The 22,846-nt window shown below is 72.1% G+C and carries 18 protein-coding genes; 14 read left to right on the top strand and 4 right to left on the bottom strand.

Annotated elements, in window-relative coordinates:
- Nucleotides 1-23: 23 nt before the first annotated feature.
- Nucleotides 24-2,705, bottom strand: a complete 2,682-nt coding sequence (locus ACIP6U_RS03745; protein WP_401712410.1) for an ATP-binding protein — start codon at nucleotides 2,703-2,705, stop codon at nucleotides 24-26.
- A gap of 180 nt (nucleotides 2,706-2,885) precedes the next feature.
- On the opposite strand from ACIP6U_RS03745, the gene ACIP6U_RS03750 reads away from it, so the two are divergent.
- The 3 genes from ACIP6U_RS03750 to ACIP6U_RS03760 all read left to right on the top strand — a co-directional run bounded on the left by ACIP6U_RS03750 (nucleotide 2,886) and on the right by ACIP6U_RS03760 (nucleotide 6,451).
- Entirely contained in the window at nucleotides 2,886-4,199 is a 1,314-nt protein-coding gene (locus tag ACIP6U_RS03750) for an MFS transporter (RefSeq protein ID WP_401712413.1), read from the top strand.
- On the top strand, nucleotides 4,190-5,344 hold the full coding sequence (locus ACIP6U_RS03755) for an anhydro-N-acetylmuramic acid kinase (protein ID WP_401712416.1): 1,155 nt from the start codon (nucleotides 4,190-4,192) through the stop codon (nucleotides 5,342-5,344). Before ACIP6U_RS03750 ends, ACIP6U_RS03755 begins: the two co-directional genes overlap by 10 nt.
- Before the next feature lie 90 nt (nucleotides 5,345-5,434).
- Nucleotides 5,435-6,451, top strand: a complete 1,017-nt coding sequence (locus tag ACIP6U_RS03760; RefSeq protein WP_401712419.1) for a DUF2510 domain-containing protein — start codon at nucleotides 5,435-5,437, stop codon at nucleotides 6,449-6,451.
- 144 nt (nucleotides 6,452-6,595) lie between these two features.
- On the opposite strand, the gene ACIP6U_RS03765 is transcribed toward ACIP6U_RS03760, so the two are convergent.
- Entirely contained in the window at nucleotides 6,596-7,210 is a 615-nt protein-coding gene (locus tag ACIP6U_RS03765; RefSeq protein ID WP_401712422.1) for a TetR/AcrR family transcriptional regulator C-terminal ligand-binding domain-containing protein, read from the bottom strand.
- A 223-nt stretch (nucleotides 7,211-7,433) separates the two neighbouring features.
- Here ACIP6U_RS03765 and ACIP6U_RS03770 point away from each other — a divergent pair, with 223 nt between their 5' ends.
- Nucleotides 7,434-8,273 (top strand): phosphatase PAP2 family protein, encoded by an 840-nt coding sequence (locus ACIP6U_RS03770; RefSeq protein WP_401712425.1) that lies wholly within the window; start codon nucleotides 7,434-7,436, stop codon nucleotides 8,271-8,273.
- Nucleotides 8,270-9,247 carry a hypothetical protein gene (locus ACIP6U_RS03775; protein ID WP_401712428.1) on the top strand — a complete coding sequence of 326 codons (978 nt, stop codon included), beginning with the start codon at nucleotides 8,270-8,272 and terminating at the stop codon, nucleotides 9,245-9,247. Before ACIP6U_RS03770 ends, ACIP6U_RS03775 begins: the two co-directional genes overlap by 4 nt.
- Nucleotides 9,248-9,297: 50 nt before the next feature.
- On the opposite strand, the gene ACIP6U_RS03780 is transcribed toward ACIP6U_RS03775, so the two are convergent.
- Together ACIP6U_RS03780 and ACIP6U_RS03785 are read right to left on the bottom strand one after the other, a co-directional pair.
- A complete protein-coding gene (locus tag ACIP6U_RS03780) occupies nucleotides 9,298-10,011 on the bottom strand; it encodes a phospholipid scramblase-related protein (RefSeq protein WP_401712431.1) in 714 nt (237 codons plus the stop codon).
- A 25-nt stretch (nucleotides 10,012-10,036) separates the two neighbouring features.
- Nucleotides 10,037-12,091 (bottom strand): phosphocholine-specific phospholipase C, encoded by a 2,055-nt coding sequence (locus tag ACIP6U_RS03785; protein ID WP_401712434.1) that lies wholly within the window; start codon nucleotides 12,089-12,091, stop codon nucleotides 10,037-10,039.
- A 362-nt stretch (nucleotides 12,092-12,453) separates the two neighbouring features.
- Between ACIP6U_RS03785 and ACIP6U_RS03790 the strand changes: the two genes are divergently transcribed.
- From ACIP6U_RS03790 to ACIP6U_RS03830, 9 genes are all read left to right on the top strand, one after another.
- On the top strand, nucleotides 12,454-12,981 hold the full coding sequence (locus ACIP6U_RS03790) for a hypothetical protein (RefSeq protein WP_401712437.1): 528 nt from the start codon (nucleotides 12,454-12,456) through the stop codon (nucleotides 12,979-12,981).
- A 439-nt stretch (nucleotides 12,982-13,420) separates the two neighbouring features.
- Nucleotides 13,421-15,553 carry a hypothetical protein gene (locus ACIP6U_RS03795; protein ID WP_401712440.1) on the top strand — a complete coding sequence of 711 codons (2,133 nt, stop codon included), beginning with the start codon at nucleotides 13,421-13,423 and terminating at the stop codon, nucleotides 15,551-15,553.
- Nucleotides 15,554-15,637: 84 nt separating this feature from the next.
- Nucleotides 15,638-17,170: a GT4 family glycosyltransferase PelF gene (pelF, locus tag ACIP6U_RS03800; RefSeq protein WP_401712443.1), complete on the top strand. Its 1,533-nt coding sequence runs from the start codon at nucleotides 15,638-15,640 to the stop codon at nucleotides 17,168-17,170.
- Nucleotides 17,167-18,573 (top strand): hypothetical protein, encoded by a 1,407-nt coding sequence (locus ACIP6U_RS03805; protein ID WP_401712446.1) that lies wholly within the window; start codon nucleotides 17,167-17,169, stop codon nucleotides 18,571-18,573. Before pelF ends, ACIP6U_RS03805 begins: the two co-directional genes overlap by 4 nt.
- Nucleotides 18,574-18,664: 91 nt before the next feature.
- Complete coding sequence (locus tag ACIP6U_RS03810) at nucleotides 18,665-19,666, top strand: GDP-mannose 4,6-dehydratase (RefSeq protein WP_401712449.1); 1,002 nt, start codon at nucleotides 18,665-18,667, stop codon at nucleotides 19,664-19,666.
- 31 nt (nucleotides 19,667-19,697) lie between these two features.
- Complete coding sequence (locus tag ACIP6U_RS03815; protein ID WP_401712452.1) at nucleotides 19,698-20,411, top strand: NDP-sugar synthase; 714 nt, start codon at nucleotides 19,698-19,700, stop codon at nucleotides 20,409-20,411.
- 7 nt (nucleotides 20,412-20,418) lie between these two features.
- Entirely contained in the window at nucleotides 20,419-21,330 is a 912-nt protein-coding gene (locus ACIP6U_RS03820) for an NAD-dependent epimerase/dehydratase family protein (RefSeq protein ID WP_401712455.1), read from the top strand.
- Complete coding sequence (locus tag ACIP6U_RS03825; protein ID WP_401712458.1) at nucleotides 21,327-21,986, top strand: spherulation-specific family 4 protein; 660 nt, start codon at nucleotides 21,327-21,329, stop codon at nucleotides 21,984-21,986. Before ACIP6U_RS03820 ends, ACIP6U_RS03825 begins: the two co-directional genes overlap by 4 nt.
- Nucleotides 21,986-22,837: an endo alpha-1,4 polygalactosaminidase gene (locus ACIP6U_RS03830; RefSeq protein ID WP_401712461.1), complete on the top strand. Its 852-nt coding sequence runs from the start codon at nucleotides 21,986-21,988 to the stop codon at nucleotides 22,835-22,837. Before ACIP6U_RS03825 ends, ACIP6U_RS03830 begins: the two co-directional genes overlap by 1 nt.
- Nucleotides 22,838-22,846 lie beyond the last annotated feature (9 nt).

The following is a 22,846-nucleotide window of genomic DNA, read 5'->3' on the forward strand; positions in this document are numbered from 1 at the left end:
GCACATACGCCGACACCTGCTGCTCACCGCAGTCCGCGGCCCGTGTCCAGCACCTCCCGCGCCTTCGTCGCCAGGCCGTCGGCGCCGCACGAACGCGCCAGCGTGAGGCCCCGGTTGAGCTCGGCGACCGAGCGGGCGGCGATGCCGTACTCGACGCGGGCCGCCGCGTGTTCGTACTGGCAGGGCGAGGCCTCCAGGTAGGCGACGGCCTGGGCGGCCAGACGCACCGCGCGCTGGCCGGTCTCCAGCGCTGCGGCGCAGCGCAGGGCCTCGCCGATGGCCGTGTCGGTGCCGAAGCGCTCGGCCCGGCGGCGGACGTCGCTGACCAACTGGGCGGCGCGGACCGGGTCTTCGGTGGCGAGCGCGGGGGCGAGGGCGACGGCCCAGGGCACGAGCACCGGGTTGTGGTGGCCGCGGGCGGTCGCGGCCTTCTCGGCCTGCTCCAGTTCGTTGATCCCGTCCTTGGTGCGGCCGACGGCGAGCAGCAGCCGGCCGCGCACCGAGCGCGGGTCGGGCAGCACGATGGTCGAGGGGTACGGCGGTGCGAAGCCGTACTGCTCGGCGATCGACCAGGCCTCGTCGACATGGCCGCGGGCGAGCAGCACGTCGACCAGGTTGCAGGTCGCCGACCAGTACAGGGGCAGTCCGCGGCCGACGCGCTCGGCGAGCCGCAGCGACTCGCGCAGGGAGGACTCGGCCTCCCGCAGCCGGCCGCGCCTGCGGTGTCCGAGACCGACGTAGGCGTGCGCCAGGGAGAGGTGGCCGCCGCTCCAGCCGGCCGACTCGTAGGCGCGCAGGGCCTCGTTGTAGAGGGACTCGGCGCGGTCGAGGCGGTCGCTGTAGGCGTAGGCGCCGGCGAGCATCATCAGCAGTTCGATGCCCCACTCGGTGTCGGTCCAGCCGAGGCCGGGTGCGAGACGGCCGTTGACGAGGGCGCGGTCGCACAGCTCGACGACCTCCTCCGCGTTCTCGCCGTGGGTCATCGCGTCGAAGCCGCGCAGGATGAGCAGGGCCCGCTCGGAGTTGTCGCGGCCGGTGCAGGTCTCGACGAGTGCGGCGAGCTGCTCGGAGCGGCCGGGTGAGCTGGTCTCGCCGGCGTGGATGCCCTCCCACATGAAGTGCACCGCCTGCAACCGCAGTCGGGCGGGGCCGTCCTCGTGCCGGGCGGTCTCCGCCTCGACCGTGCGGACGGCCTCGTCCAACTGGTCGTTGTGGAGCAGGGCTTGGGAGAGGCGGTAGACGGCCTCCACCCGGGTGTCGCTGTCGAGGCCGGGCATCGCGAGGGCCGTCTGGAGGTGCGAGATGGTCCGGGCGGGCGCGGTGAGCAGGGTGGCGCAGCCGAGTTCGTAGAGCACGGAGGCGTGGACCGTGGCGACGGGCGGTTCCACCAGGGCGCGCTCCAGGCAGCGGCGGGCCGCGTCGGGGGCGCCGACGGCGAGGTGTTCGCGGGCGGCCTCGCGCAGTTGCTCGACGAGTTCCTCGTCGCTGTCCGGGTGCACCTGGAGGAGATGGCGCGAGGCCATGGCGGCGCCGAAACCGTAGTCGGTGACGACCTTGGCGGCGATGCCGTGCATGGCGGTGCACAGGGCGTCGGGGATGGAGTTGTAGACGGCCGTGGCGATCAGCGGGTGGACGAACTCCAGTTCGCCGTCGCCCACGTGGTGGCCGGCCGGGTCGGGTTCGGTGAGGATGCGGGCGGAGCGCAGGAGGTCGGCGCAGCGCGAGGCGTTCTCGTACTCCAGGGTGGCGAGCCTGGCGACCAGGCGGACGGAGATGCCGGTGCCGAGGATGGCGGCCGCCCAGGCGAACCGGGTGGCGTCGATGCCGAGTTCCTCCAGGCGGGCGACGAGTCCGCCGCCGCGGGCGGAGCGGTTGAGGGCGCGCAGTTCGGCGGCGGCGCCCTCGGTCGGTTCCAGGTCGCTGTCCTGCACCTTGGCGAGGAGTTCGACGGTCTCGTACGGGTTGCCGCCGGTGACGGCCCAGACCTCGCGGCAGAACGGGGCGTCCGCGTGCGGGCCCAGGGTGGCGCGGGTGAGTCCGGCGGTGGCCTGCGGGGTCAGGGCGCTGAGGTCGTCGAGGGGGCGGCCCGCGGCGGCGACCGTGTCGAGGTGGCGGGCGCTCTCGCCGGAGACCTCGCCGGGGCGGTGGGCCACGACGAGCAGGACGGAGAGGTCGTCGAGGCGTTCGGCGAAGGCGGCGAGCCAGCGCAGGGTCTCCTGGTCGGCCCAGTGGGCGTCGTCGATGAGCAGCACGAGGGGCCAGTCGCGCCGGGCCAGCCGGCGCACCGCGGCGACCAGTCCGTCGCACACGCCCTGCGGGTCGGCCTGGCGCTCGCCCGGCTCCGCGATGCCGAGGGCGGGTCCCGCGATGTCGAACCAGTCGCCCAGGTACTCGCGGGCCTCCTCCGGCATCAGCGACAGCAGCGCGGGCTGGAGCAGTTGCCGTACGACGTTGAAGGGGACCGACCGCAGGGTCTCGCCGCCGCGGGCCGCCCATACGGTGCAGCCGCGCCGCTCGGCGATGCGGCGGGTCTCCGCGAGCAGGGCGGTCTTGCCGATGCCGGCCTCGCCGCGGACCACCAGGAGGGTGCCCGCGCTCACGTTGTCGGCCTTCAGGGTGTCGAGCGCGCGCTCGACCGCCGCGACTTCTTCCTCGCGCTCCCAGAGGGGGTCCGAGGCGGCCTCCGTGGGCCCTACCTCCGTCATCCCGCTACCTCCCCAAGTCGCCCGAACGACGTACAGCCCTTGAGCGTAGCCGCACGAATGCCGAAGTGGAGGCGGGTCCGGGCAGCTCTTGCCGTGACGGGTGACAGCGAGTTCGCGCGGTCGACGCGCGGGCACGGTGACCTGCCCGTGTTGAAGTGACAGACAGTCAAAGGCGTTCAAATGACGTTGATTTTCGGACAACGCCCCACGGCGAGGGGCCCGGCTGCGCTACGGGCGCTGGCGGCGGGGTCGGTGGGCAACTTCGTCGAGTGGTACGAGTTCGGCGTCTACGGCTACTTCGCGACCGTCATCGCGGCGCAGTTCTTCACACCGGCGGGCGGCGGTGAAGCGGAGGCGCTGGTGCGGACGTACGCGTCGTTCGCGCTGGCCTTCTTCTTCCGGCCCGTCGGCGCGGCCGTGTTCGGGCGCCTCGGCGACCGGATCGGGCGCCGTCCGGTGCTGATCCTGGTGATCGTGCTGATGACGGGCGCGACCACGCTGATCGGCGCGCTGCCGACGTACGCGACCGCGGGCGCCCTGGCACCGTGGCTGCTGACGTTGCTGCGGGTGGTCCAAGGACTGTCCGCCGGTGGGGAGTTCGGGGGTGCGGTGGCGGTGCTGACGGAGTTCGCGCCGCCGGGCCGGCGCGGGCTGTACGGGGCGTGGCAGTCGTTCACGGTGGCGCTCGGACTGCTCGCCGGTGCGGGTGTGGCGGCGGTGCTGGGCTGTCTGCTGACGGAGGCTCAACTGCACGACTGGGGCTGGCGGTTGTCGTTCCTGCTGACGTTGCCGATGGGGCTCGCGGCGCTCCGGCTCAGGCTGCGGCTGGACGAGACGCCCGCGTTCACGCGGGAGGCGGCGGCCGTGCGACCGCCGCCGCGAGAGGTGGCCTGCGCGATCGCGCTGGGCGCGGGGCGGGTCATGGGCTGGGCGGCGGCCGGATACACCTTCCTGGTCGTCCTGCCGTCCTATCTGCAGAGCACGCTCGACGCCTCCTTCCAGCAGGCGCTGCTCGCCACCGCGCTGGCCAACCTGGGGTTCGCGGCCACGATCCTGCCTGCGGGCGCGCTCAGCGACCGGATCGGCCGGCGGGCGGTGATGCTGACGGGCGCGCTGCTCGTGGTGGCCCTCGCGCTGCCGCTGCTCAACCTCCTTCAGGACACGACGACTTCGTACGCGGTGAAGGGGACGGCACTGTTCGGCGCGGGCGCGGTGGTGGGCCTGATGGCGGGGCCGGGCCCGGCGATGCTCGCCGAACTCTTCCCGACGACCGTGCGCCATACGGGCCTGGGACTCGCCTACGCCCTGTCGAATGCCGTGTTCTCGGGCTGCGCCGGGCTCATCATCACGGAAACCGTGGAGCGGACGGGGAACGTCGACATTCCTGGGTACTACGCGGCGGCGACCTGTGCGGTGAGCGTGCTGGCACTGGCCAGGACGCCCAGGAGCGGCCAGGGCTCCCAGAAGGAAGGCGAGTTGAGCGGATGCGGGTGATCGGCCTGATGTCGGGCACGTCCTACGACGCCATCGACGCGGCGGCGGCGGAGCTGAGCCTCGTCGACGACAGCCTCGTACTGAAGCCGCTCGGGACGGTGAGCGAACCGTACGACGAGGAACTGCGGGAGGCGCTCGGGGCCGCCCTGCCTCCGGGGACCTGCTCACTGGCCGAGGTGTGCCGCCTCGACACCCGGATCGGGCAGGCCTTCGCGGCGGCGGCCGTCCGGGCGGATCGCGAACTGTGCGACGGGGGTGCCGAGTTGGTGGCCTCGCACGGGCAGACGGTCTTCCACTGGGTCGAGGACGCCACCGTCCACGGCACGCTCCAGCTCGGGCAGCCGGCCTGGATCGCCGAGGCGACCGGGCTGCCGGTGGTCGCCGACCTCCGGCCCCGGGACATCGCCGCGGGCGGTCAGGGCGCGCCCCTGGTCAGCGTGTTCGACCTCCTGTGGCTGCGCGGCCGCCCCGGCACGCCCGTCGCCCTCAACATCGGCGGCATCGCCAACCTCACCGCACCCGACGGCACCGCCTTCGACACCGGTCCCGGGTGCGCGCTGATCGACGCGGCGGCGAGCGGGTTCAGCGGCGGGCGGTTCGCGTACGACGTCGACGGGGCGGTGGCCGCCCGCGGCAGGGTGCACGAGCCGCTGTTGCGCCGGCTGCTCGTGGAGCCGTACTACGGACTGCCCGCGCCGAAGACGACGGGCAAGGAGCTGTTCCACCTCGGGTATCTGCGGGACGCGCTGGCCGGGTTCGGGACGCTGCGGGCCGAGGACGTCGTCGCCACGCTGACCCGCCTGACGGCCGAGACGGTCGCGGCAGCGGTGCTTTCGGTGGCGGCCACCGAGGTGATCGCGTCCGGCGGCGGCATCCGCAACCCGACGTTCATGCGGATGCTGGCCCGGCTGCTGCCCGGGGTGGCGGTGCGCACCTCCGACGAACTGGGCCTCCCGTCGGACGCGAAGGAGGCGTACGCCTTCGCCGTCCTCGGCTTCCTGACCGCGCACGGCCTGCCGGGCACCGATCCGGTCAGCACGGGGGCGCGGCACGCGAGCGTGCTCGGGTCGATCACGCCGGGAAGGGACGGGTGGCGACTGCCGACGGCGGGGGCGCGGGCGCCGGTGCGGTTGGTGGTGGTCTGAGGCGGGGACAGCGGCCAGGTCTCCCGGATCGATGTCCGGAAGCCGGGGTCCTCTCATCCCGCTTTCACTGACGCCTCATACGGTGGGGTCATGACGCAGGTGACTCCTCCCGGGTGGTATCCCGATCCCGGGCAGACAAGTGAGGGTCCCGCCGCCGAGCGCTGGTGGGACGGCAAGGCATGGACGGACCAGACCCGCCCCGCGGGCTCGGCCGCCGAATGGGGTCCCACGGCGCAGGCGCCGACGGCCGAGGGGTATCCGGTGCATCCCGGTTACCCGGCCTATCCGGCGTACCCCGGTCAGCCGCCGGCGGCCCCGCGGCGCGGGTTGCGCACGGGCATAGCCGTCGCGGTCGCCGTGGCCGTACTCGCCGCCATAGGTGTGGGCGTGTGGGCGCTGACCGACGACGGCGGCTCGGGCGGTGGTACCGCGCAGCAGCCGCCGGGCACCGCCGGCGGGCAGAACGGGGGCGGTGGTCAGGGCGGTCCCTTCGGTGGCAACGGAGGGTCGGGCGGCACCGGCGGGTCCGGCGGTGGCACTCCCTCGCCCGCTCCGAGCCAGTCCGAGGCGCCGAAGATCGAGAGCGGCTCGGTGACCGACTCGATCAGCGGGATCAGCATCCCGATCCCGAAGGACTGGTTCGGGCAGCAGATCACGGTGGGCGCGCAGGTGACGTCCAACGACTCCTACAAGTGCCCGGGCGACACCTCGCAGTCCTGCACCAAGGGCGGCGCCTACTCGGCGCCCGCCCAGGCGCTGGGCACCGCGGGGACCACGGCCGAGGCGGTCGCCAAGGCCGACATCTCGACGAACGCGGACGAGTCGTACGGCGGCAAGACCTACGGCTCGATCACCTCGCACGACGTGCTGGCCTCCAAGGCCGTCACGGTGGCGGGGCAGAAGGGCTATCTGGTCCGCTGGAAGGCGGTCACCAGCAAGGGCGCGGACGGTTACGTCGAGTCGCTCGCCTTCCCGGCGCCCGCCAACCCGAAGCTGATCGTCGTGATCCGTTTCGGAGTCGACGTCGGCGAGAAGCAGAGCGTCATCGACGACATCACCAAGGGCATCAAGGTGTCCACCGGCAGCGGCGACGGCCAGACCGTCTGAACCGCCCCGGACATGGATCGGCCGGGCAGGGCCCCCTCCGCTCAAGAGAGGCCCCGCCCGGCCGGGGTCACGCGCCGCCCCCGTCCCCACGGTGCGGCGCGCGCAGGCCGCCGTCCAGTCATCCCGTGGACGGCGACCCGGTTCTCAGGTGAGGCCGAGTGTCGGTAGCACGGCGGCCTCCACGAAGCGGACGAGATACTCGGGGTCGGCGTCCTCGCCCTCCAGGACGGGCCGCGCCCGCATCACGCCGAACATCTGCGCCGGCACATACGGCAGCGCCGGATGGTCGGCCGAGACCTCGCCGCGCTCCACACCGCGCCGCAGGATGCACTGCAGCGCGCAGATCTCGGGGTCGACGAGCGCCTCGCGCAGCGCCTTCTGAAGATCCGGGTCCTGGGTGATGGCGTGGCCGAGCGCCGACAGGAGCTTGGTGTCCTTCTGCCCCCACTGCGCGGAGGCCCGCGCGACCTGGCGCAGGTCCTCGGCGAGCGAGCCGGTGTCGATGCCCTCGAAGCGCACCTTGCGGCCCGAGCGCAGCGCGGCCGCCACGAACTGGGGCTTGGTCCGCCACTGGCGGTAGAGCGTCGACTTGCTGCAGCGCGTGCTCGCGGCGACGCCCTCCATGGTCACGGAGTCGTACCCGCATTCGCGGACCTGTTCGAGCACGGTGTCGAAGAACTCCTGCTCACGCTCCCGCGTGAGCTTGGAGCGGCGCGAGGCGGCGACCGTCTCCGGTTCGTCCGCGGCCTGCGACGTCATCGGCTCTTCTCCTCGCTCTGGTCTCGCGGTCCCCCGTCCGAGGGCCGGTTATTCCAGTGTGCAGCACTTTCTTGGTGTGAAGAACATCTATCGATACGCCAGTGTACCGGTACACATCCGTATCGGTACACTGTCGTATCGGTACGGCGACGTATCGATGAGTTCCGGCCTCGGCCGGAGTCTCATACCGCACCACCACACGCACCAGCGAAAGGGCCGGGGGATGAATGCCCGCACCGAGCCTGCAGAAGGGGAGACCGACGCGATAGCGCGGCCTCCGGTCGTCCGTGAGCTCCTGCTCGTCGCAGGACTCTTCCTCGTCTACAAGTTCGGCCGGCAGCTGGCCACGGGCCACACCGGTGAGGCTCTCCACAACGCGACCCGCGTGTGGGACCTGGAACGGACGCTCCATCTCCCCGGTGAGGGCTCGGTGCAGTCCCTGCTGCTGCACGGCGACGACCTGGCCCAGATCGCGAACACCTACTACGCGACCGTGCACTTCCCGGCCACCGCGGCCTTCCTGGTCTGGCTCTACCTGCGGCGCCCCGCGCACTACGTGTGGGCCCGCCGGGTCCTGGCCACGGTGACCTCGGCCGCCCTGGTGCTCCCCTTCGTCTTCCCGCTGGCGCCGCCGCGGATGCTGGCCGCCACCGGCCTCGTCGACACCGCGCGCGTGTACGGACCCTCGGTCTACGGCCCGCCCTCCTCCGACCACCTCTCGAACCAGTTCGCGGCGATGCCCTCGCTGCACTTCGGCTGGGCCCTGATGGTGGCCGTCGGCCTGATCGCCGCCACCCGCTCGCGCTGGCGCTGGCTGTGGCTGCTGCACCCGCTGGTGACGCTGCTGGTGATCGTGGGGACGGCGAACCACTACTGGCTCGACGCGATCGTGGCCACCGCCATGCTCGGTGCCGCGCTCGCCCTGATCCACCGGCCGCCGCGCACGGCGCCGACCGCCGGCCGTGGTGGGCAGAGCACGAAGAAGCTCGTACCGGCCGAAGGATCGGCCGGATCACAGACCTCGTCGACCGACGACAACGTCCTGGTCGGAGCGGGCCGATGAGCGCCACCGCCGTCGCCGTCGTCCTGTCCCTCTTCTCCGCCGTCGCCTACGCGGCCGCCGCGGTCGCCCAGGAGCGGCTGGCCTCCCGCCATCCCGGCTCGGGCCTGCTGCGCCTGCTGGGCTCGACCGCCTGGTGGTGGTCGGTGCTGCTCAACGCGTCCGCCGCGCTGCTGCACGTGGTGGCCCTCAAGTACGGTCCGCTGACCGTGGTCCAGCCGCTCGGCGCGCTCACGCTCGTCGCCGCGGTGCCGATGGGCGCGCGGATCGCCGGCCGCAAGGTCAGTTCCGTGGAGTGGCGGGGTACGGCCCTCACGCTGCTCGGTCTCTCCGCGATCCTCGTGACCGCGTCCGGACAGGCGCCGGAGACGGTGCTGAGCGTGCCCGAGGCGGTCGGGGTCGCGGGTGTCACGGCGACGCTCATCGGCATGCTGGCGTGGCCGGGTGCGCGGCCCGGGCTGCGGCACGCGAGCGCGTCCGGCTTCGCCTCCGGTGTCGCCTCGGCGCTCACCCAGACCGTGACGGTGGCCGCCACGGACCGCTCGGGCCCGCTGCTGAGCTGGCAGGTGATCGGGGTGGCACTGCTGGACGCGGCCTTCGCGACGGGCGGGCTGCTGCTGTCCCAGACCGCCTACCGGGGCGGCCTCGGCGCACCGCTGGCCGTGGTGACGCTGGCCAATCCGGTGGCCGCCGCGGCGATCGGACTCGCGCTGCTCGGCGAGCGGCTGCAGGGCGGGGCCGCCGGTGTGCTGCTGGCCCTCGCGGGCGCGGGACTGGCGTCCTGGGGTGTCGTCCTGCTCACCCGGGCGACGCCCGACGCGGTCGCCGCCGACAGGTTCGCGGACGTCTATCCGGTGTCGGCCGTCGACGACGAGCACCCGGTGGCTGCCGTCCTCGCCCTGAAGCCCGAAACGGCGTCCCAGGAACCGGCGTTGGTGCCCCGCCGGCCGGAGCAGGGACACCTGACCTCGCTCTGATCGCCGTACGGCGCGGGTCCTCTGCGACTACGGGCCGTACGGCGAGAGCGTCAGTCGACGGCGCTGTCGTCCTGCTTCAGGGCCGTGTCCACGGTGAGCGCCGCCGCGACGACGAGGCTCAACAAGGGCTCGGGCAGCTGGTGGTGGATCTGGAGGGCGTAGTGGTCCGCGGCCGTGAACGGCGTCCGGGCCAGGCCCTCCCAGGTCTTGGTGATCCGGGCAACCTCGCGGTCGTAGTCGTCCACGACCGAGAAGTTCCACGCCAGCCGGTTCTCCGCCCTGATCGCGCCGATCAGCTGGTAGTCGGGCGTGAGGATCGCGAAGTCGATCCCCTCGGCCTCCTCCTGCTGGACGATCTCACCGACGGGCGTCCCGTCCGGACGGGTCACGGTGACCTGCGGCCTGCGGAGCTTCGCCGGCCGGGACAGCAGCAACTGCGGCTGTCCCGCGGCGTCCCGGATCTCCAGCCGGTGGGTGAGGAACCGGTCGAGGCCGGAACCGAAGCGGAGCGCCTTCTTCAGCGTGCTCCGTACGGCCTCGGTGACCGAACCGATCCCTGTGCCGTGCTGATCCAAGACCCGGTACTCGTTGGCCGGCTCGATCTCCTCGACCTGCTCGACCGGTTCGGCCTTCAGTCCGACCACCAGGACCGGCTCCGTGAAGAGCGCGCCGCCGGGGCCGCTGGGCGCGACCCCGGCGTGCTGAGGCAGCTGCCGGGCGGCCGGTGGCTGCGAATCGTCCGGGACGTTCGGATCAGTGGTCACCGGCGCACAGTACCCCGCGCCCTTCTCACCTCGTGATGATCGCCGGGTCGCTCACGCCGGGGCGGCCGTTCTCCACGTGTCCGGCGAAGCGGCGCAGGAACGCCGTGTCCGTCTCGGACGTGACCGTCAGGTCGTACCACCGCTTGCTCGCCGCGAGGTCGACGGTGTGGTGCAGGGTGGCGCCCGGGCGCACGCTGAACGTCCGCGGGCGGCAGCCGTATCCGCCGGACAGCTTCAACTTGGCCGTGCGGGAGCCCTTGTTGGTGAAGGTCAGCTCGACGTCGTCGCCGGTGTGCCGGGCGGTGACCTCCGGGCCCGCGGTCTTGTTCGCCCCCTTGAAGGCGCGCAGGAAGCCGTTGGGGCCGTGCACGGTGAGGTCGTACGAGCCGTTCGAGTACGCCGAGTTCCAGGTGTCGGAGACGGTCTTGCCGGCCTCGGTGGTGTAGCTCCAGGGGCCGTCGGCGCGGTGGCCGGAGGTGACCAGGAAGGCGGCACCGGCCTTGGCGCCGGAGGCGAAGGTCAACGTGAACTTGCCGGCCGCCGAATCCACCGAACCGTCCACGCGCGGGGCGTACTTGAGCGGGCGGGCCGGGCGCAGACCGCGCTCCTGCTTGGGCAGGGTGCCACTGGCGGGCGGGGTCGGCACGTAGTCCGGGTGGCGGACCTTGTCCGGCGGCTCGTAGCCGTCGGTGTCGGGCAGGGCGACCGGCTTGGTGTCCTTGTCCGAGAAGTCGAAGGCACCGGTCAGGTCACCGCAGACGGCCCGGCGCCAGGGCGAGATGTTGGGCTCGTGGACGCCGAAGCGGCGCTCCATGAACCGGATGATCGAGGTGTGGTCGAGCGTCTCGGAGCAGACGAAGCCGCCCTTGCTCCAGGGCGAGACGACCAGCATGGGCACGCGCTGGCCGAGTCCGTAGGGGCCGGCCGGGTGGCCGCTGTCGCCGGCGAACAGGTCGAGCGTGGGGTCGATCGTCGACTTGCCCTGCGCGGCGGAGCCGGCCGGGAACGGCGGGACCAGGTGGTCGAAGAAGCCGTCGTTCTCGTCGTAGGTGATGAACAGCGCGGTCTTGCCCCACACCTTGGGGTCGGCGGTGAGCGCGTCAAGGACCTGCGAGACGTACCAGGCACCGTAGTTCGCGGGCCAGTTGGGGTGCTCGGTGAAGGCCTCGGGGGCGACGATCCAGGAGATCTTCGGCAGCTTGCCGCCCTTGACGTCGGCCTTCAGCTGGTCGAAGAAGCCCTCGCCCTTGGTGGCGTCGGTGCCGGTGCGGGCCTTGTCGTAGAGCGGGTCGCCCGGCTCGGCGTTGCGGTACTGGTTGAAGTACAGCAGCGAGTTGTCGCCGTAGTTGCCGCGGTAGGCGTCGTTGATCCAGCCCCAGCCGCCGGCCGCGTCGAGTCCGTCGCCGACGTCCTGGTAGATCTTCCAGGAGACGCCGGCCTGCTCCAGGCGTTCGGGGTAGGTGGTCCAGCTGTAGCCGACCTCGTCGTTGCCGAGGACCGGGCCGCCGCCCTTGCCGTCGTTGCCCGTGTAACCCGTCCACATGTAGTAGCGGTTGGGGTCCGTCGAGCCGATGAACGAGCAGTGGTAGGCGTCGCAGATGGTGAAGGAGTCGGCGAGCGCGTAGTGGAACGGGATGTCGTCCCGGTTGAGGTACGCCATCGTCGTGGAGCCCTTGGACGGCACCCACTTGTCGTACTTGCCCGCGTTGAAGGCGGCGTGGCCGTCGTTCCAGCCGTGCGGGAGGTCCTGGATGAAGGCGAGGCCCAGGTCGTCGGCGTCGGGGTGGAAGGGCAGGATCTCCTTGCCGCTCGCGTCCTTCTGGTGCCACACGGAGGTGCCGTTCGGCCAGGTCACCGGGCGCGGGTCGCCGAAGCCGCGGACGCCCCTGAGCGAGCCGAAGTAGTGGTCGAACGAGCGGTTCTCCTGCATCAGGACGACGATGTGCTCGACGTCCTCGATGGACCCCGTGCGGTGGTTCGCGGGCAGCGCGGCGGCGCGCTCGATGCTGCTGGAGAGCGCGGTGAAGGCCGTGGTGGCGCCCGCGAGTTGGAGGAATCTGCGCCGGTTGACTTCGGGCATGGGGACTGCCTCTCCTCTTGACGGTGCGACGTGCCGGTGCGCCTTGCCGGAACATGACGGGTTCCGCGCGCTGCGAGTTTTGCAAGGGCGCCGAACGTCAGGGAAGGGTCGGGTGTCGCCGATGTGAAACTCGGCGGTACGTGAGGTGTGTCGGCAAAGAACGTCCCATGGTGACAACAGTGGGATATTCGCCAATCACGCCCGGCCACCGCCGAGCAGGACCGAACTCGGCCGACCACGAAGCACCACGTGCCGACGCGTTTACACCGCCTTCACAGGACATGCACTTCCGGCCGACCTGAGCGTTCGCTGTGCTTCGCGGGGCAGACGGGGCGCGGAGCCTCTGCCTAGCCTCCCGAGCCATGAGATCCACACTGCCGAGACGCCTCGGTCTCACCGCCGTGCTCGCCCTCGCCCTCGCCGTGTTCGGCCTGACCCCCAGTGCGAGCGCGGCCCCGGCGGCCCAGGCCGACGTCACGTTCGCCACCGACAGTGCGACCACCACGCCCGGCGGCACGGTGAACCTGTCGATGACGCTCACCAACAACCACACCTACGACGTCTGGTTCGTCTACCAGACGATCGACCCGACGTGGCTGACCACCCAGCGCCCCGACCTGAAGTACAGCTTCACCGGGTGCACGCTGGCCACGGCCACCGGCTCCACCCCGTGCTCGGGCACCGGCCCCGCGAACCTCGGCACCAACTACGGCGCGACCATCCCGCCCGGTCAGAGCCGTACGGTGACCCTGACGCTGCAGATCGCCGCCGACTCCGGCTGCAACGGCAACATCGGCTTCTACTCGTACTACTACATCGAGTTCAGCGACAGCACGAACATCAGCGGCGGCCCGGCCTACACGCCCGAGACCCGGGTGCTCTGCGCCTGACGGCCCCGTACACCCGACGACCTCGCACGGCGGCCGGCCCGCGCCGGGCGGCCGCCGCCCGTATCGCGAGACCCGGGTGGTCCAAATCCGGACTAGATCGGAAAGACGCGGCGCGGCTCGGTCGACCGATCACCCGAGTGGGCCGTTCCGCTCCGACGATCGATCCCGGACCAGCGGACAGGGCCTCGATGCGCTTCCGCGGCCTACCGGACTCCCGTTCTGCGGGCGCCTGTTCGGCCGCCGCGGCGACCGAATGGACGCCTCACTTTTCCGTCACGTTTCGCAGCATGACCACAAAAGCTATACAGGGGCACCACTATGTGACGCGACTGATGTGTGACGACTGGCGTCTGAGGGGGGCGTGGCGTCGCGCATGGGGGCGCGTCCGCTCCGACGGGAGCAAGTGGGCCGCCCCTGCCCGGGGAGGGAACAACACCGCATGAAGCGGACCATACGCACGACCGCGCTCACTGTGGGCGCTCTCATGGCCTCGTTCGCCCTGCCGGCGGCCACGGCCCACGCCGACGCGGTCACGCCCCGCGTCGATCTGCGGGTCCTGATCGTGAGCGACGGAGGCCCGTCCACCGACGCCGTCGCGGCCGAACTGGACACCGAGGGAACGCCGTACACCGAGATAGACCTGCGGGACTCCGCGAGACCCGTGATCGACGCGGACTTCCTCGCGGACACGGTGGACGGCGTTCCGCGCGCCAAGTTCCAGGCCGTGGTCCTGCCCAACGACAACCCGTTCGCGGCCGGTTCGGCCGAGATGACGGCCCTTGCGGCCTACGAGCAGACCTACGCGATCCCGCAGGTCGACGCCTACACCTACGCGCGTCCGGAGGCCGGGCTCGACTACCCGGTCAACGGCGGCTATTCGGGCAGCCTGGACGGTGTCTCCGCGCAGGTCACCACGGCCGGCGCGGCCGGGCCGTTCGGATACCTGGACGGACCCGTGCCCTTCGAGGACAACTCCCCGACCGTGGGCGAGAGTTACGCCTATCTGTCGACACCCGTCGCGGGCGCGGACTTCACCTCCTACGTCGACGCCCCGATCCCCGGCGGGACGACCCGGGGCTCGCTGGTGGGCGAGTACCGGCACGATGGGCGCCGGGAGCTGGTCGTCACGTTCGTCTACAACCAGTACCAGGAACAGTTCCGGCTGCTGGCGCGCGGCATCGTGGAGTGGATGACCGGCGGGGTGCATCTCGGCGCCTCCCGCAATTACTTCGCGGTCCACGTGGACGACGTGTTCGCGGCCGACGACCGCTGGGACTCCACCCTCAACTGCACGCCCGGCGACATCGACTGCCCGCCCGGCCAGGGCGTGGAGAACCCGATCCGGATGACCGCGGCCGACGTCGACCACGCGGCCGACTGGCAGACCGACCACGGCATCACCCTCGACATGGTCTACAACGGCGTCGGCAGCGTGAACCAGCGCGAGGACAACGACGGCGTCGACGCGCTCGCCGACGAGTTCGTCACCGACCGCGACAGCTTCCGCTGGGTCAACCACACCTACTCGCACCCGTTCCTGGGCTGCGTGCAGGACGTGACCGTGGTGCCGTGGAAGTGCGCCACCAACGCCGACGGCAGCACCCAGTGGGTCGGTCGGAACGAGATCTCCGACGAGATCGCGACCAACCGCGCCTGGGGCCAGTCGGTCGGACTCCCCCTGGACACGCAGGAGTTGGTGACCGGCGAGCACTCGGGTCTGCGGATCCTGCCGCAGCAGCCGGTGGACAACCCCAACCTGGCGCCCGCGCTGACCGCCAACGGCGTGAAGTGGCTCGCCTCCGACAACTCCCGTGACCCGGTGCAGCGTCAGGTCGGTCCGGCGACGACGGTCTCGCGCTACCCGATGAACATCTTCTACAACGCGGGGCGCACCGCCGAGCAGGTCGACGAGTACAACTGGATCTACACCGGCCGGGCCCAGGGCGGCAGCGGCATCTGCGAGGACAACCCGGCGACCTCGACCTGTCTGGCCGCGCCGCTGTCCACCTCCACCGGGTACGCCGACTACATCGTGCCGTTGGAGACCAGGACCGCGCTCGGGCACGTGCTCTCCAACGACCCCAAGCCGCACTTCATCCACCAGTCGAACCTGACCGAGGACCGCATCGCCTACCCGGTGCTGGACGGTGTCCTGGACGGCTACAACGGGCTGTTCGCGGACAACACCCCGGTGGTGAACCTGCGGATGAAGGACATCGGCACCGAGTTGCAGCGGCGCGCGGCCCGGGACGCGGCGCTCGACGCCGGTCAGATCACCGCGTACCGCATCGGCGACACGGTGACCGTCCAGGCGCCGGACGGGGTTCCCGTGAGCGCGACCCTGCCCACCGGCACCACACAGGGCGGTACGGCGTTCGGCTCCGCGTACGCGGGCGAGGTCTCCGGCTGGACCACCTCGGCGGGAACGCCGCTCACCCTCGCCCTGCCCTCGTCCACCCCCTCCCTCACCGCGGCCGCCGACGCGGCGGACCCGGCGACCACCTCCACCACTCCCCCGACCAAGGTGCCCGCCGGTGTGACCGAGCAGGTTCCCTACGTCCCGGAGAACTGAGCGCGGCACGCCCTACGGTCCCGGTCGCACCCTCGCGGCCGGGGCCGGAACGACCGCCACCGACCTCGGCCGTGGAGCCCATCCATGCACGTTCACGACGGCGCGCGACGCTCCGGCTCAACGCGCGTCACCCTGCTCACCGAAGGCACCTACCCGCACAGTCACGGCGGGGTGAGCGTCTGGTGCGACCAGCTCGTCACCGGCATGCCCGACCTCGACTTCGAGGTCGTCGCCGTGACCGGCACCGGACGCGAACCCCTGGTGTGGGACATCCCGGACCACGTCTCGCGCGTGGTCTCGGTCCCCATGTGGGGTCCGGCGCCGGAGGGCCGTCTGCCGCGCGGCCGCAGCCGCAATCAACTCGCCCACGCCTACGAGCAGTTCCTGACGGCGCTGCTCGACCCCCGGGCCGAGCGCGGCTTCGCCGACGCGCTGTACACGCTGGCGCGGGCCGCGGCGGACGGCACGCTGAGCCCGTTCCTGCGCGGCGACCGGGCGATCGGTGTGCTGACGGCGGTGTGGAACCGCCCGGGCCTGGCCGTACGCGAGGCCCGGCCGAGCCTGCACGACGCGATCACCGCGACCACCCTGCTGGAGCACGCGCTGCGGCCGCTGTCCGCGCCGCTGCCCGAGGACGGGGTGGCACACGCGGTCAGCGGCGGGGTCGCCGCGCTGCCGGGGCTCGCCGCGCTCGAACGGCACGGCGTACCCCTGCTGTTGACCGAGCACGGCGTCTATCTGCGCGAGCGCTACCTCGGCTATCGCACCGCCCCCTACCGCTGGCCCGTGAAGGCCGTCGTGCTGGGCTTCTTCCGGCTGCTGGCCGAAGAAACGTACCGGCGGGCGGCCCTGATCACCCCGGGCAACCGCTACAACCGGCTGTGGGAGGAACAGGGCGGCGCGGACCCCGGGTCGATCCGCACCGTCTACAACGGCGTGGACCCGGGCGCCTTCCCGATGGCCGGTCCGGAGCCGGAGCGGCCGACCCTGAGCTGGGCCGGCCGGGTCGACCCGATCAAGGACCTGGAGACCCTCATCCGCGCCTTCGCGCTGGTCCGGAGTCAACTCCCGGACGCCGAGCTGCGGTTGTTCGGCGGCACCCCGCGGGGCGGCGAGGCCTACCGGGAGCGGTGCGAGGCGCTGGCCGCCGAGTTGGGGCACGGCGACGCGGTCACGTTCGAGGGCCGGGTCGAGGACATCAAGGACGCCTACGCGGCCGGGAACGTCGTGATGCTCTCCAGCATCAGCGAGGGTTTCCCGTTCACCCTGATAGAGGCCATGTCGTGCGGGCGGGCGACCGTCTCGACGGACGTCGGCGGGGTGCGGGAGGCCGTCGGGGACACCGGCCTGGTCGTGCCGCCGCGCGACCCGGCGCGGATGGCCGCCGCCGCCCTGGAGCTGCTGGCCGACCGCGAACGCCGCCGCACGATGGGCGAGGCGGCCCGGCTGCGGGTCATCGAGCAGTTCACACTGCGCCAGACCGTCGACACCTTCCGCTCGATCTACCTGGAGCTGTCGGCACTGGGCCGGATGTGGACGCCGGACACCACCGTGGAACTCGCCGAAGCAGGCGAGGGCGGCCCGGTGTCGTCGAGGACCGGGAGCATGGCCGGATGAGCGGGCCGATGGCGCTCGAACCGGACGGCTCGGCAGGGGACACGCTCTCCCTCCGGCTGGCCGAGGACCGCTCACGCCGCAGGCGGCTGCCCGACGACCGCACCCTGGCGCTGCGCCAGCCGCACTGGGGCGCGGACCACGCCGCGGTCGACGAGCTCGCCGCCGAACTGGCCGACCGCATAGGACCGGCCGTGCACGCCTACGAGGTCGCCGCGCTGCTGGAGTCGGAGGGCCTGACCGCGGAGGTCATCAAGGAGCGGTACGGCCATCCGAGCCTGTTCTCCCTGGCCGCCGCCCTGTACGAACGGGTGCCGCGCACCTTCCCGGAGCCCGCGCGGCCGGCCGATCCCTGGCGCCCGGACCATGTGCGCTGCGCCCTGCGCGGGGCCCTGTTCGCCCTGCCGGGGCTCGCCTACGTGCTCACCGCGCCGCTGTGGCACGCCGAACGCGCGATCTCCGTACTGGTCGTGGCCGGACTGGTCTCCTGGGCCTGGGGCCAGGCGCTGGGCCACCGGGCCTTCCTGCGCATGACCGCGGGGCGGCGGGAGGCGGGCCGCACCCTGCTCAAGGGCGCCCCGCTGGGTGCCGCGGTGGCGACGGCGGCGGGCTCGCTGGTCGCCGGTTCAGGCCCTGCGGCACTGGCCGCGGGGGCACAGTCGGTGTATCTCGCGGCGGCGGGCGTGCTGTTGGTGCTCGGCGGGGAGCGGCTGCTGCTGGCCGCGCTCACGCCGATGATCGCCGGCGCGGCGGTGCTGCCGTGGTGGGAGCCGGGGAATCCGCTGCGGGCCGGGCTGCCGCTGCTGTCCCTGCTGGGCGCGGTGGCCACGGCCGCCTGGGCCCTGCGCGCCGCCCTCGCCACCACCCCGGCTCCGGGCAACTCCCGTCCCCCGCTGCGCCGTTCACTGCCCTACGGCCTGTTCGGACTGGCCGCCGGGTCGCTGGTGCTGCTGACCGGGCAGGACCAGCCGTACGCGGTGATCGTGCTGACTGTGAGCATGGGTCCTGCCGAATGGCTGCTGTACCGCTACCGCGGACTGTCGGTGGCGGCGCTGCGGGCGACGGCCACCCCGACCGCCTTCCAGCTGCGCTCGGCGGGCATCCTCGCCCTCTGCCTGTGCGCCTATCTGCTGCCCCTGCTCCCGGCGGCCCTGCTCACCGACTCCGACCCGGCCCCGCTGCTGCTGCTCGCGGCGGCGCTGTGGACGGCCCTGCTGCTCCAGGCGTTCGGCGCGGCCTGGCCGCCGGCCGGGGTCTGTCTCGTCGCCGCCGCGGCGGCGGGCGCGCTCACCCTCATGGACTCGCTCCCGGTCGTCGAGGCGCTGTCCCTCTGTTGCGGCGTCGCCGCCCTCTGTCTCACGGCGTGCGTACTGCGCCTGTTGGGACGCCCCGCTCCGCACGCCTGACCGCCTGGACCCGGTCCCCGTCCGGACGTGCACCACCCCGTTGTCGCGACACCCCCCACAGGAAGCACAACCGACCGGAAGGAAGCACGAGTTGACCACCGCACCACTCGCCGCAGTCACCGGAGCCGAGGGTTTCATCGGCTCCCACCTCACCGAGGCGCTGGTCGCCTCCGGGCACCGGGTGAGGGCCATGGCGCAGTACAACTCCTTCTCCTCCTACGGCTGGCTGGAGACCCTCCACCCCGACGTCCTCGACCAGGTCGACATCGTCCTCGGCGACGTCCGCGACCCCGGCTCGGTCCGCGGTCTGCTCGAAGGCGCCGGCACCGCCTACCACTTGGCCGCGCTGATCGCGATCCCGTACTCCTACCAGGCACCGCACAGCTACGTGGACACCAACGTCACCGGCACCCTCAACGTGCTGGAGGCGGTCCGCGCACTGGGCACGCCCCGGCTGGTGCACACCTCCACCAGCGAGACCTACGGGACCGCGCAGACCGTGCCGATCACCGAGGACCACCCGATCAACACCCAGTCCCCCTACGCGGCTTCGAAGGCGGGCGGGGACCGGCTGGCCGACAGCTACCACGCCAGCTTCGACACCCCGGTGGTGACTCTGCGGCCCTTCAACACCTTCGGGCCGCGCCAGTCGATGCGGGCGGTCATCCCGACCGTCATCGGCCAAGTGGCCGCCGGAGAACGGACGATCACCCTCGGGGACCTCCGACCCACCCGGGACTTCACCTACGTCAAGGACACCGCGCAGGCGTTCCTCACGGTCGGCACCGCACCCGCCGAGCAGGTCGTGGGCCGCACCTTCAACGCCGGCACCGGCGGGGAGATCTCCATCGGCGACCTGGTCTCGCTGATCGGCAAGGTGATGGACACCGACCTCGACGTGCGCGAGGACACCGCGCGCATCCGGCCGGCCAACTCCGAGGTGATGCGGCTGGTCGCGGACGCGAGCCGGCTCACCGCCGCGACCGGCTGGCAGCCCGCGCACTCCCTGGAGGAAGGCCTTGCGGGAACCGTGGAGTTCTTCCGCGACCCGGCCAACCTCGCCCGGTACAAGACCGGCATCTACAACATCTGACCCGACCGGTACGTCCAGAAGGAGGAGTCCCATGCACGCAGTGATCCTGGCCGGAGGCAAGGGCGTCCGGCTGCGGCCCTACACCACGGCACTGCCCAAGCCGCTCGTGCCGATCGGAGACCAGCACGCCATACTGGAGATCGTGCTGCGCCAGCTCGCCGGGGCGGGGTTCACCCGCTGCACCATCGCCATCGGCCACCTCGGCGAGATCATCCGCGCCTACGTGGGCGACGGCAGCCAGTGGGGCATGTCCATCGACTACGCCACCGAGGAGAGCCCGCTGGGCACCATGGGCCCGCTGCTCACCATGCTCGACCGGCTGCCGGAGAAGTTCCTCGTCATGAACGGCGACATCCTGACCGACCTCGACTACGCGGACGTCCTGCGCCGACACCGCGACTCGGACGCGCCGTTGACCATCGCGACGTACTCCCGCAAGGTGCACATCGACTTCGGGGTGCTGACCACCGACGAGGGCCGGGTGGTCGCCTTCACCGAGAAGCCGAGCATGGACTACCGCGTCTCCATGGGCGTGTACGGCCTGTCCCGGTCCACGCTCGCCGGCTACACCGCCGGACTGCCGCTGGGCTTCGACGAGTTGGTCCTCGACCTGCTCAAGACAGAGAACCCGCCGCACGCCTACGACTTCGAGGGGTACTGGCTGGACATCGGACGCCCGGACGACTACGACCGGGCCAACGCCGAGTTCACCTCCCGCAAGTCGCTGTTGCTCAAGGGAGCCTGACCTTTCCATGCGCATTCTCGTCCTGGGCTTCACCGGCTATCTGGGCGGCCATGTCGCCGGGCACCTGCGCACCCTCACGGGTGTACGGGTGCTCGGCGGCGGCCGCTCCCCCGCCGCGGAGTTCGGCATCGACCTCGCCACCGCCCGCGCGGACGACCTGGCGCGGGCACTGGCCGACGCGGCACCCGACGCCGTGATCAACTGCGCGGGCACCACCGGGGGCGACGCCGTGACCCTCGCCGAGGTCAACTCCCGCGGCCCCGCGGTCCTTTGCGCGGCGCTGCGCAAGGCGGCGCCGACGGCCCGGCTGATCCACCTGGGCTCGGCCGCCGAGTACGGCCCCGGCGCACCGGACGTGAAGGTGACCGAATCGGCGGCCACCCGCCCGGTCGCCGTGTACGGCGCCACCAAGCTGGCCGGCACGGTCGCGGTCACCACCTCCGGGCTCGACGCGGTGGTGCTGCGGGTGGGCAACCCGGTGGGCGCGGGCGCCCCGGCGGCCGGACTGCCCGGCCGGGTCGCCGGTCTGCTGCGCGCGGCCGGCCACGACCCCGGGGCGGTGATCCGGCTCGGCGACCTGTCGGCGTACCGCGACTTCGTCGACGCGCGCGACGTGGCACGGGCCGCGGCGCTCGCGGTGTCGTCCCCCCGCGCCCTGCCGGGCATTCTCAACATCGGCGGCGGACAGGCCACTCCCGTAAGGGACTTGGTGCACACGCTGGCCCGCGTCTCCGGGTTCCGGGGACGGATCGAGGAGAACGGCGGCGGCTCCGCCCGCTCGGGGGAGGTCTCGTGGCAGTGTTCCGACATCACGGCCGCCGAAGAGGCGCTCGGCTGGCGGCCGTCGTACCCCCTCGACGACTCGCTCACCGCACTGTGGACGGCGACGGCGGGCCCGGAAGGCGACCGGACGCCGTGAGCCTGCTCATTCCCCTGTACGTCCATCCCGCCGAGGATCCCGGCGCCTGGCACCGGCTGATCGGGGCGGTGGCCGGCACCTACGCGGTGGTGATCAACCCGGCGAACGGGCCCGGTCCGGCACCCGACCCCGCGTTCGCCGCGGCGGCGGGGGCACTGCGCGCGGCCGGTGCCCGGCTGCTGGCGTACGTCGACACCGACTACGGCGCCCGCAGCCCGGCCGAGATGACGGACGACGTCCTCCGGTACCGCGAGTGGTACCGGACCGACGGCTGCTTCCTCGACCAGGTGACGGCCTCGCCGGACGAACTGCCCGCCTGCAGACGCCTGGTGAGGTCCCTGCGCAAGCTCGGCGCCTCGCCGGTCGTCCTCAACCCCGGCATCCACCCGGCGCCCGGGTACGTCCGGCTCGCCGACCTCGTCGTCACCTTCGAGGGCCACTGGTCGACGTATGTCTCGACGTTCAGCCGGCCCGCATGGACGTCCCGGCATCCGCCCGAGCGGTTCTGTCACCTCGTCTACGGTGTGCCCGAGGCGCTGGTGCCGCTCGCCGTGCGCACCGCGGGCGAGCGCGGGGCGGGCGTGGCCGGACCGGTGACGGGTGAACTTCCGAACCCCTGGGCGCAGTTGACACCCGCACTGAAGGAGACGGAGTGATGAGGCGTACTGCCCTGGCGGGCGGCTTACTGACGGCGGCCCTGGTCCTGAGCGCGTGTTCGGGCGCGGGCGACGACGACCGGGCCGACGGCGGCGACCGTACGGCGTCGAGCGCCCCGGACCGCTCCACCAGGACGACTCCCGCCACGCCGAAGCGCTGGCAGCCCACTCCGGGCGTCGCCTGGCAGTGGCAGCTCGACGGCGAGGTCACCCCCTCCGTCGACGTGCCCGTCTACGACATCGACGGCTTCGAGAACACGGCGGCGGACGTGGCCCGGCTGCACCGCGCCGGCCGCAAGGTCATCTGCTACATCAATGTCGGCGCCTGGGAGAACTACCGCCCCGACAAAGGCGAGTTCCCCAAGTCGGTGCTCGGTGCCGGCGACGGCTGGGCGGGCGAGCGCTGGCTGGACATCCGACGGATCGACGTGCTGCGGCCGATCATGGAACAGCGTTTCGACATGTGCCGCGACAAGGGATTCGACGCCGTGGAACCGGACTTGGTGGAGGGCTACGCCAACAAGACGGGCTTCCCGCTGACCGCCGCCGACCAACTCGCGTACAACCGCATGATCGCGGACATCGCCCACGCCCGCGGCATGGCCGTCGGCCTCAAGAACGACCTGCCGCAGATCCCCCAACTCCTGCGCCACTTCGACTTCGCGGTCAACGAGGAGTGCGCGCAGTACGACGAGTGCGGTCGGCTCCGCCCGTTCACCGCGGCGGACAAGGCGGTGTTCCACGTCGAGTACGAGGTGCCCAACAGCGAGTTCTGCGCCGAGTCCCGCAAGCTGAAGCTGTCGTCCATGAGCAAGAAACTGGACCTCGGGGTGTGGCGCCGGCCCTGCTGAACACCGGCT

The organism is Streptomyces sp. NPDC088794, assembly GCF_044750545.1.
Taxonomy (GTDB): Bacteria; Actinomycetota; Actinomycetes; order Streptomycetales; family Streptomycetaceae; genus Streptomyces.

Bases quoted from the DNA above. Each gene is read 5' to 3' on its own strand.
- ACIP6U_RS03790 (WP_401712437.1), top strand. From the start codon at position 12,454: ATGAGATCCACACTGCCGAGACGCCTCGGTCTCACCGCCGTGCTCGCC.
- ACIP6U_RS03750 (WP_401712413.1), top strand. From the start codon at position 2,886: ATGACGTTGATTTTCGGACAACGCCCCACGGCGAGGGGCCCGGCTGCG.
- ACIP6U_RS03775 (WP_401712428.1), top strand. From the start codon at position 8,270: ATGAGCGCCACCGCCGTCGCCGTCGTCCTGTCCCTCTTCTCCGCCGTC.
- pelF (WP_401712443.1), top strand. From the start codon at position 15,638: ATGCACGTTCACGACGGCGCGCGACGCTCCGGCTCAACGCGCGTCACC.
- ACIP6U_RS03760 (WP_401712419.1), top strand. From the start codon at position 5,435: ATGACGCAGGTGACTCCTCCCGGGTGGTATCCCGATCCCGGGCAGACA.
- ACIP6U_RS03805 (WP_401712446.1), top strand. From the start codon at position 17,167: ATGAGCGGGCCGATGGCGCTCGAACCGGACGGCTCGGCAGGGGACACG.
- ACIP6U_RS03745 (WP_401712410.1), bottom strand. From the start codon at position 2,705: ATGACGGAGGTAGGGCCCACGGAGGCCGCCTCGGACCCCCTCTGGGAG.
- ACIP6U_RS03755 (WP_401712416.1), top strand. From the start codon at position 4,190: ATGCGGGTGATCGGCCTGATGTCGGGCACGTCCTACGACGCCATCGAC.
- ACIP6U_RS03830 (WP_401712461.1), top strand. From the start codon at position 21,986: ATGAGGCGTACTGCCCTGGCGGGCGGCTTACTGACGGCGGCCCTGGTC.
- ACIP6U_RS03795 (WP_401712440.1), top strand. From the start codon at position 13,421: ATGAAGCGGACCATACGCACGACCGCGCTCACTGTGGGCGCTCTCATG.
- ACIP6U_RS03765 (WP_401712422.1), bottom strand. From the start codon at position 7,210: ATGACGTCGCAGGCCGCGGACGAACCGGAGACGGTCGCCGCCTCGCGC.
- ACIP6U_RS03815 (WP_401712452.1), top strand. From the start codon at position 19,698: ATGCACGCAGTGATCCTGGCCGGAGGCAAGGGCGTCCGGCTGCGGCCC.
- ACIP6U_RS03820 (WP_401712455.1), top strand. From the start codon at position 20,419: ATGCGCATTCTCGTCCTGGGCTTCACCGGCTATCTGGGCGGCCATGTC.
- ACIP6U_RS03770 (WP_401712425.1), top strand. From the start codon at position 7,434: ATGAATGCCCGCACCGAGCCTGCAGAAGGGGAGACCGACGCGATAGCG.
- ACIP6U_RS03785 (WP_401712434.1), bottom strand. From the start codon at position 12,091: ATGCCCGAAGTCAACCGGCGCAGATTCCTCCAACTCGCGGGCGCCACC.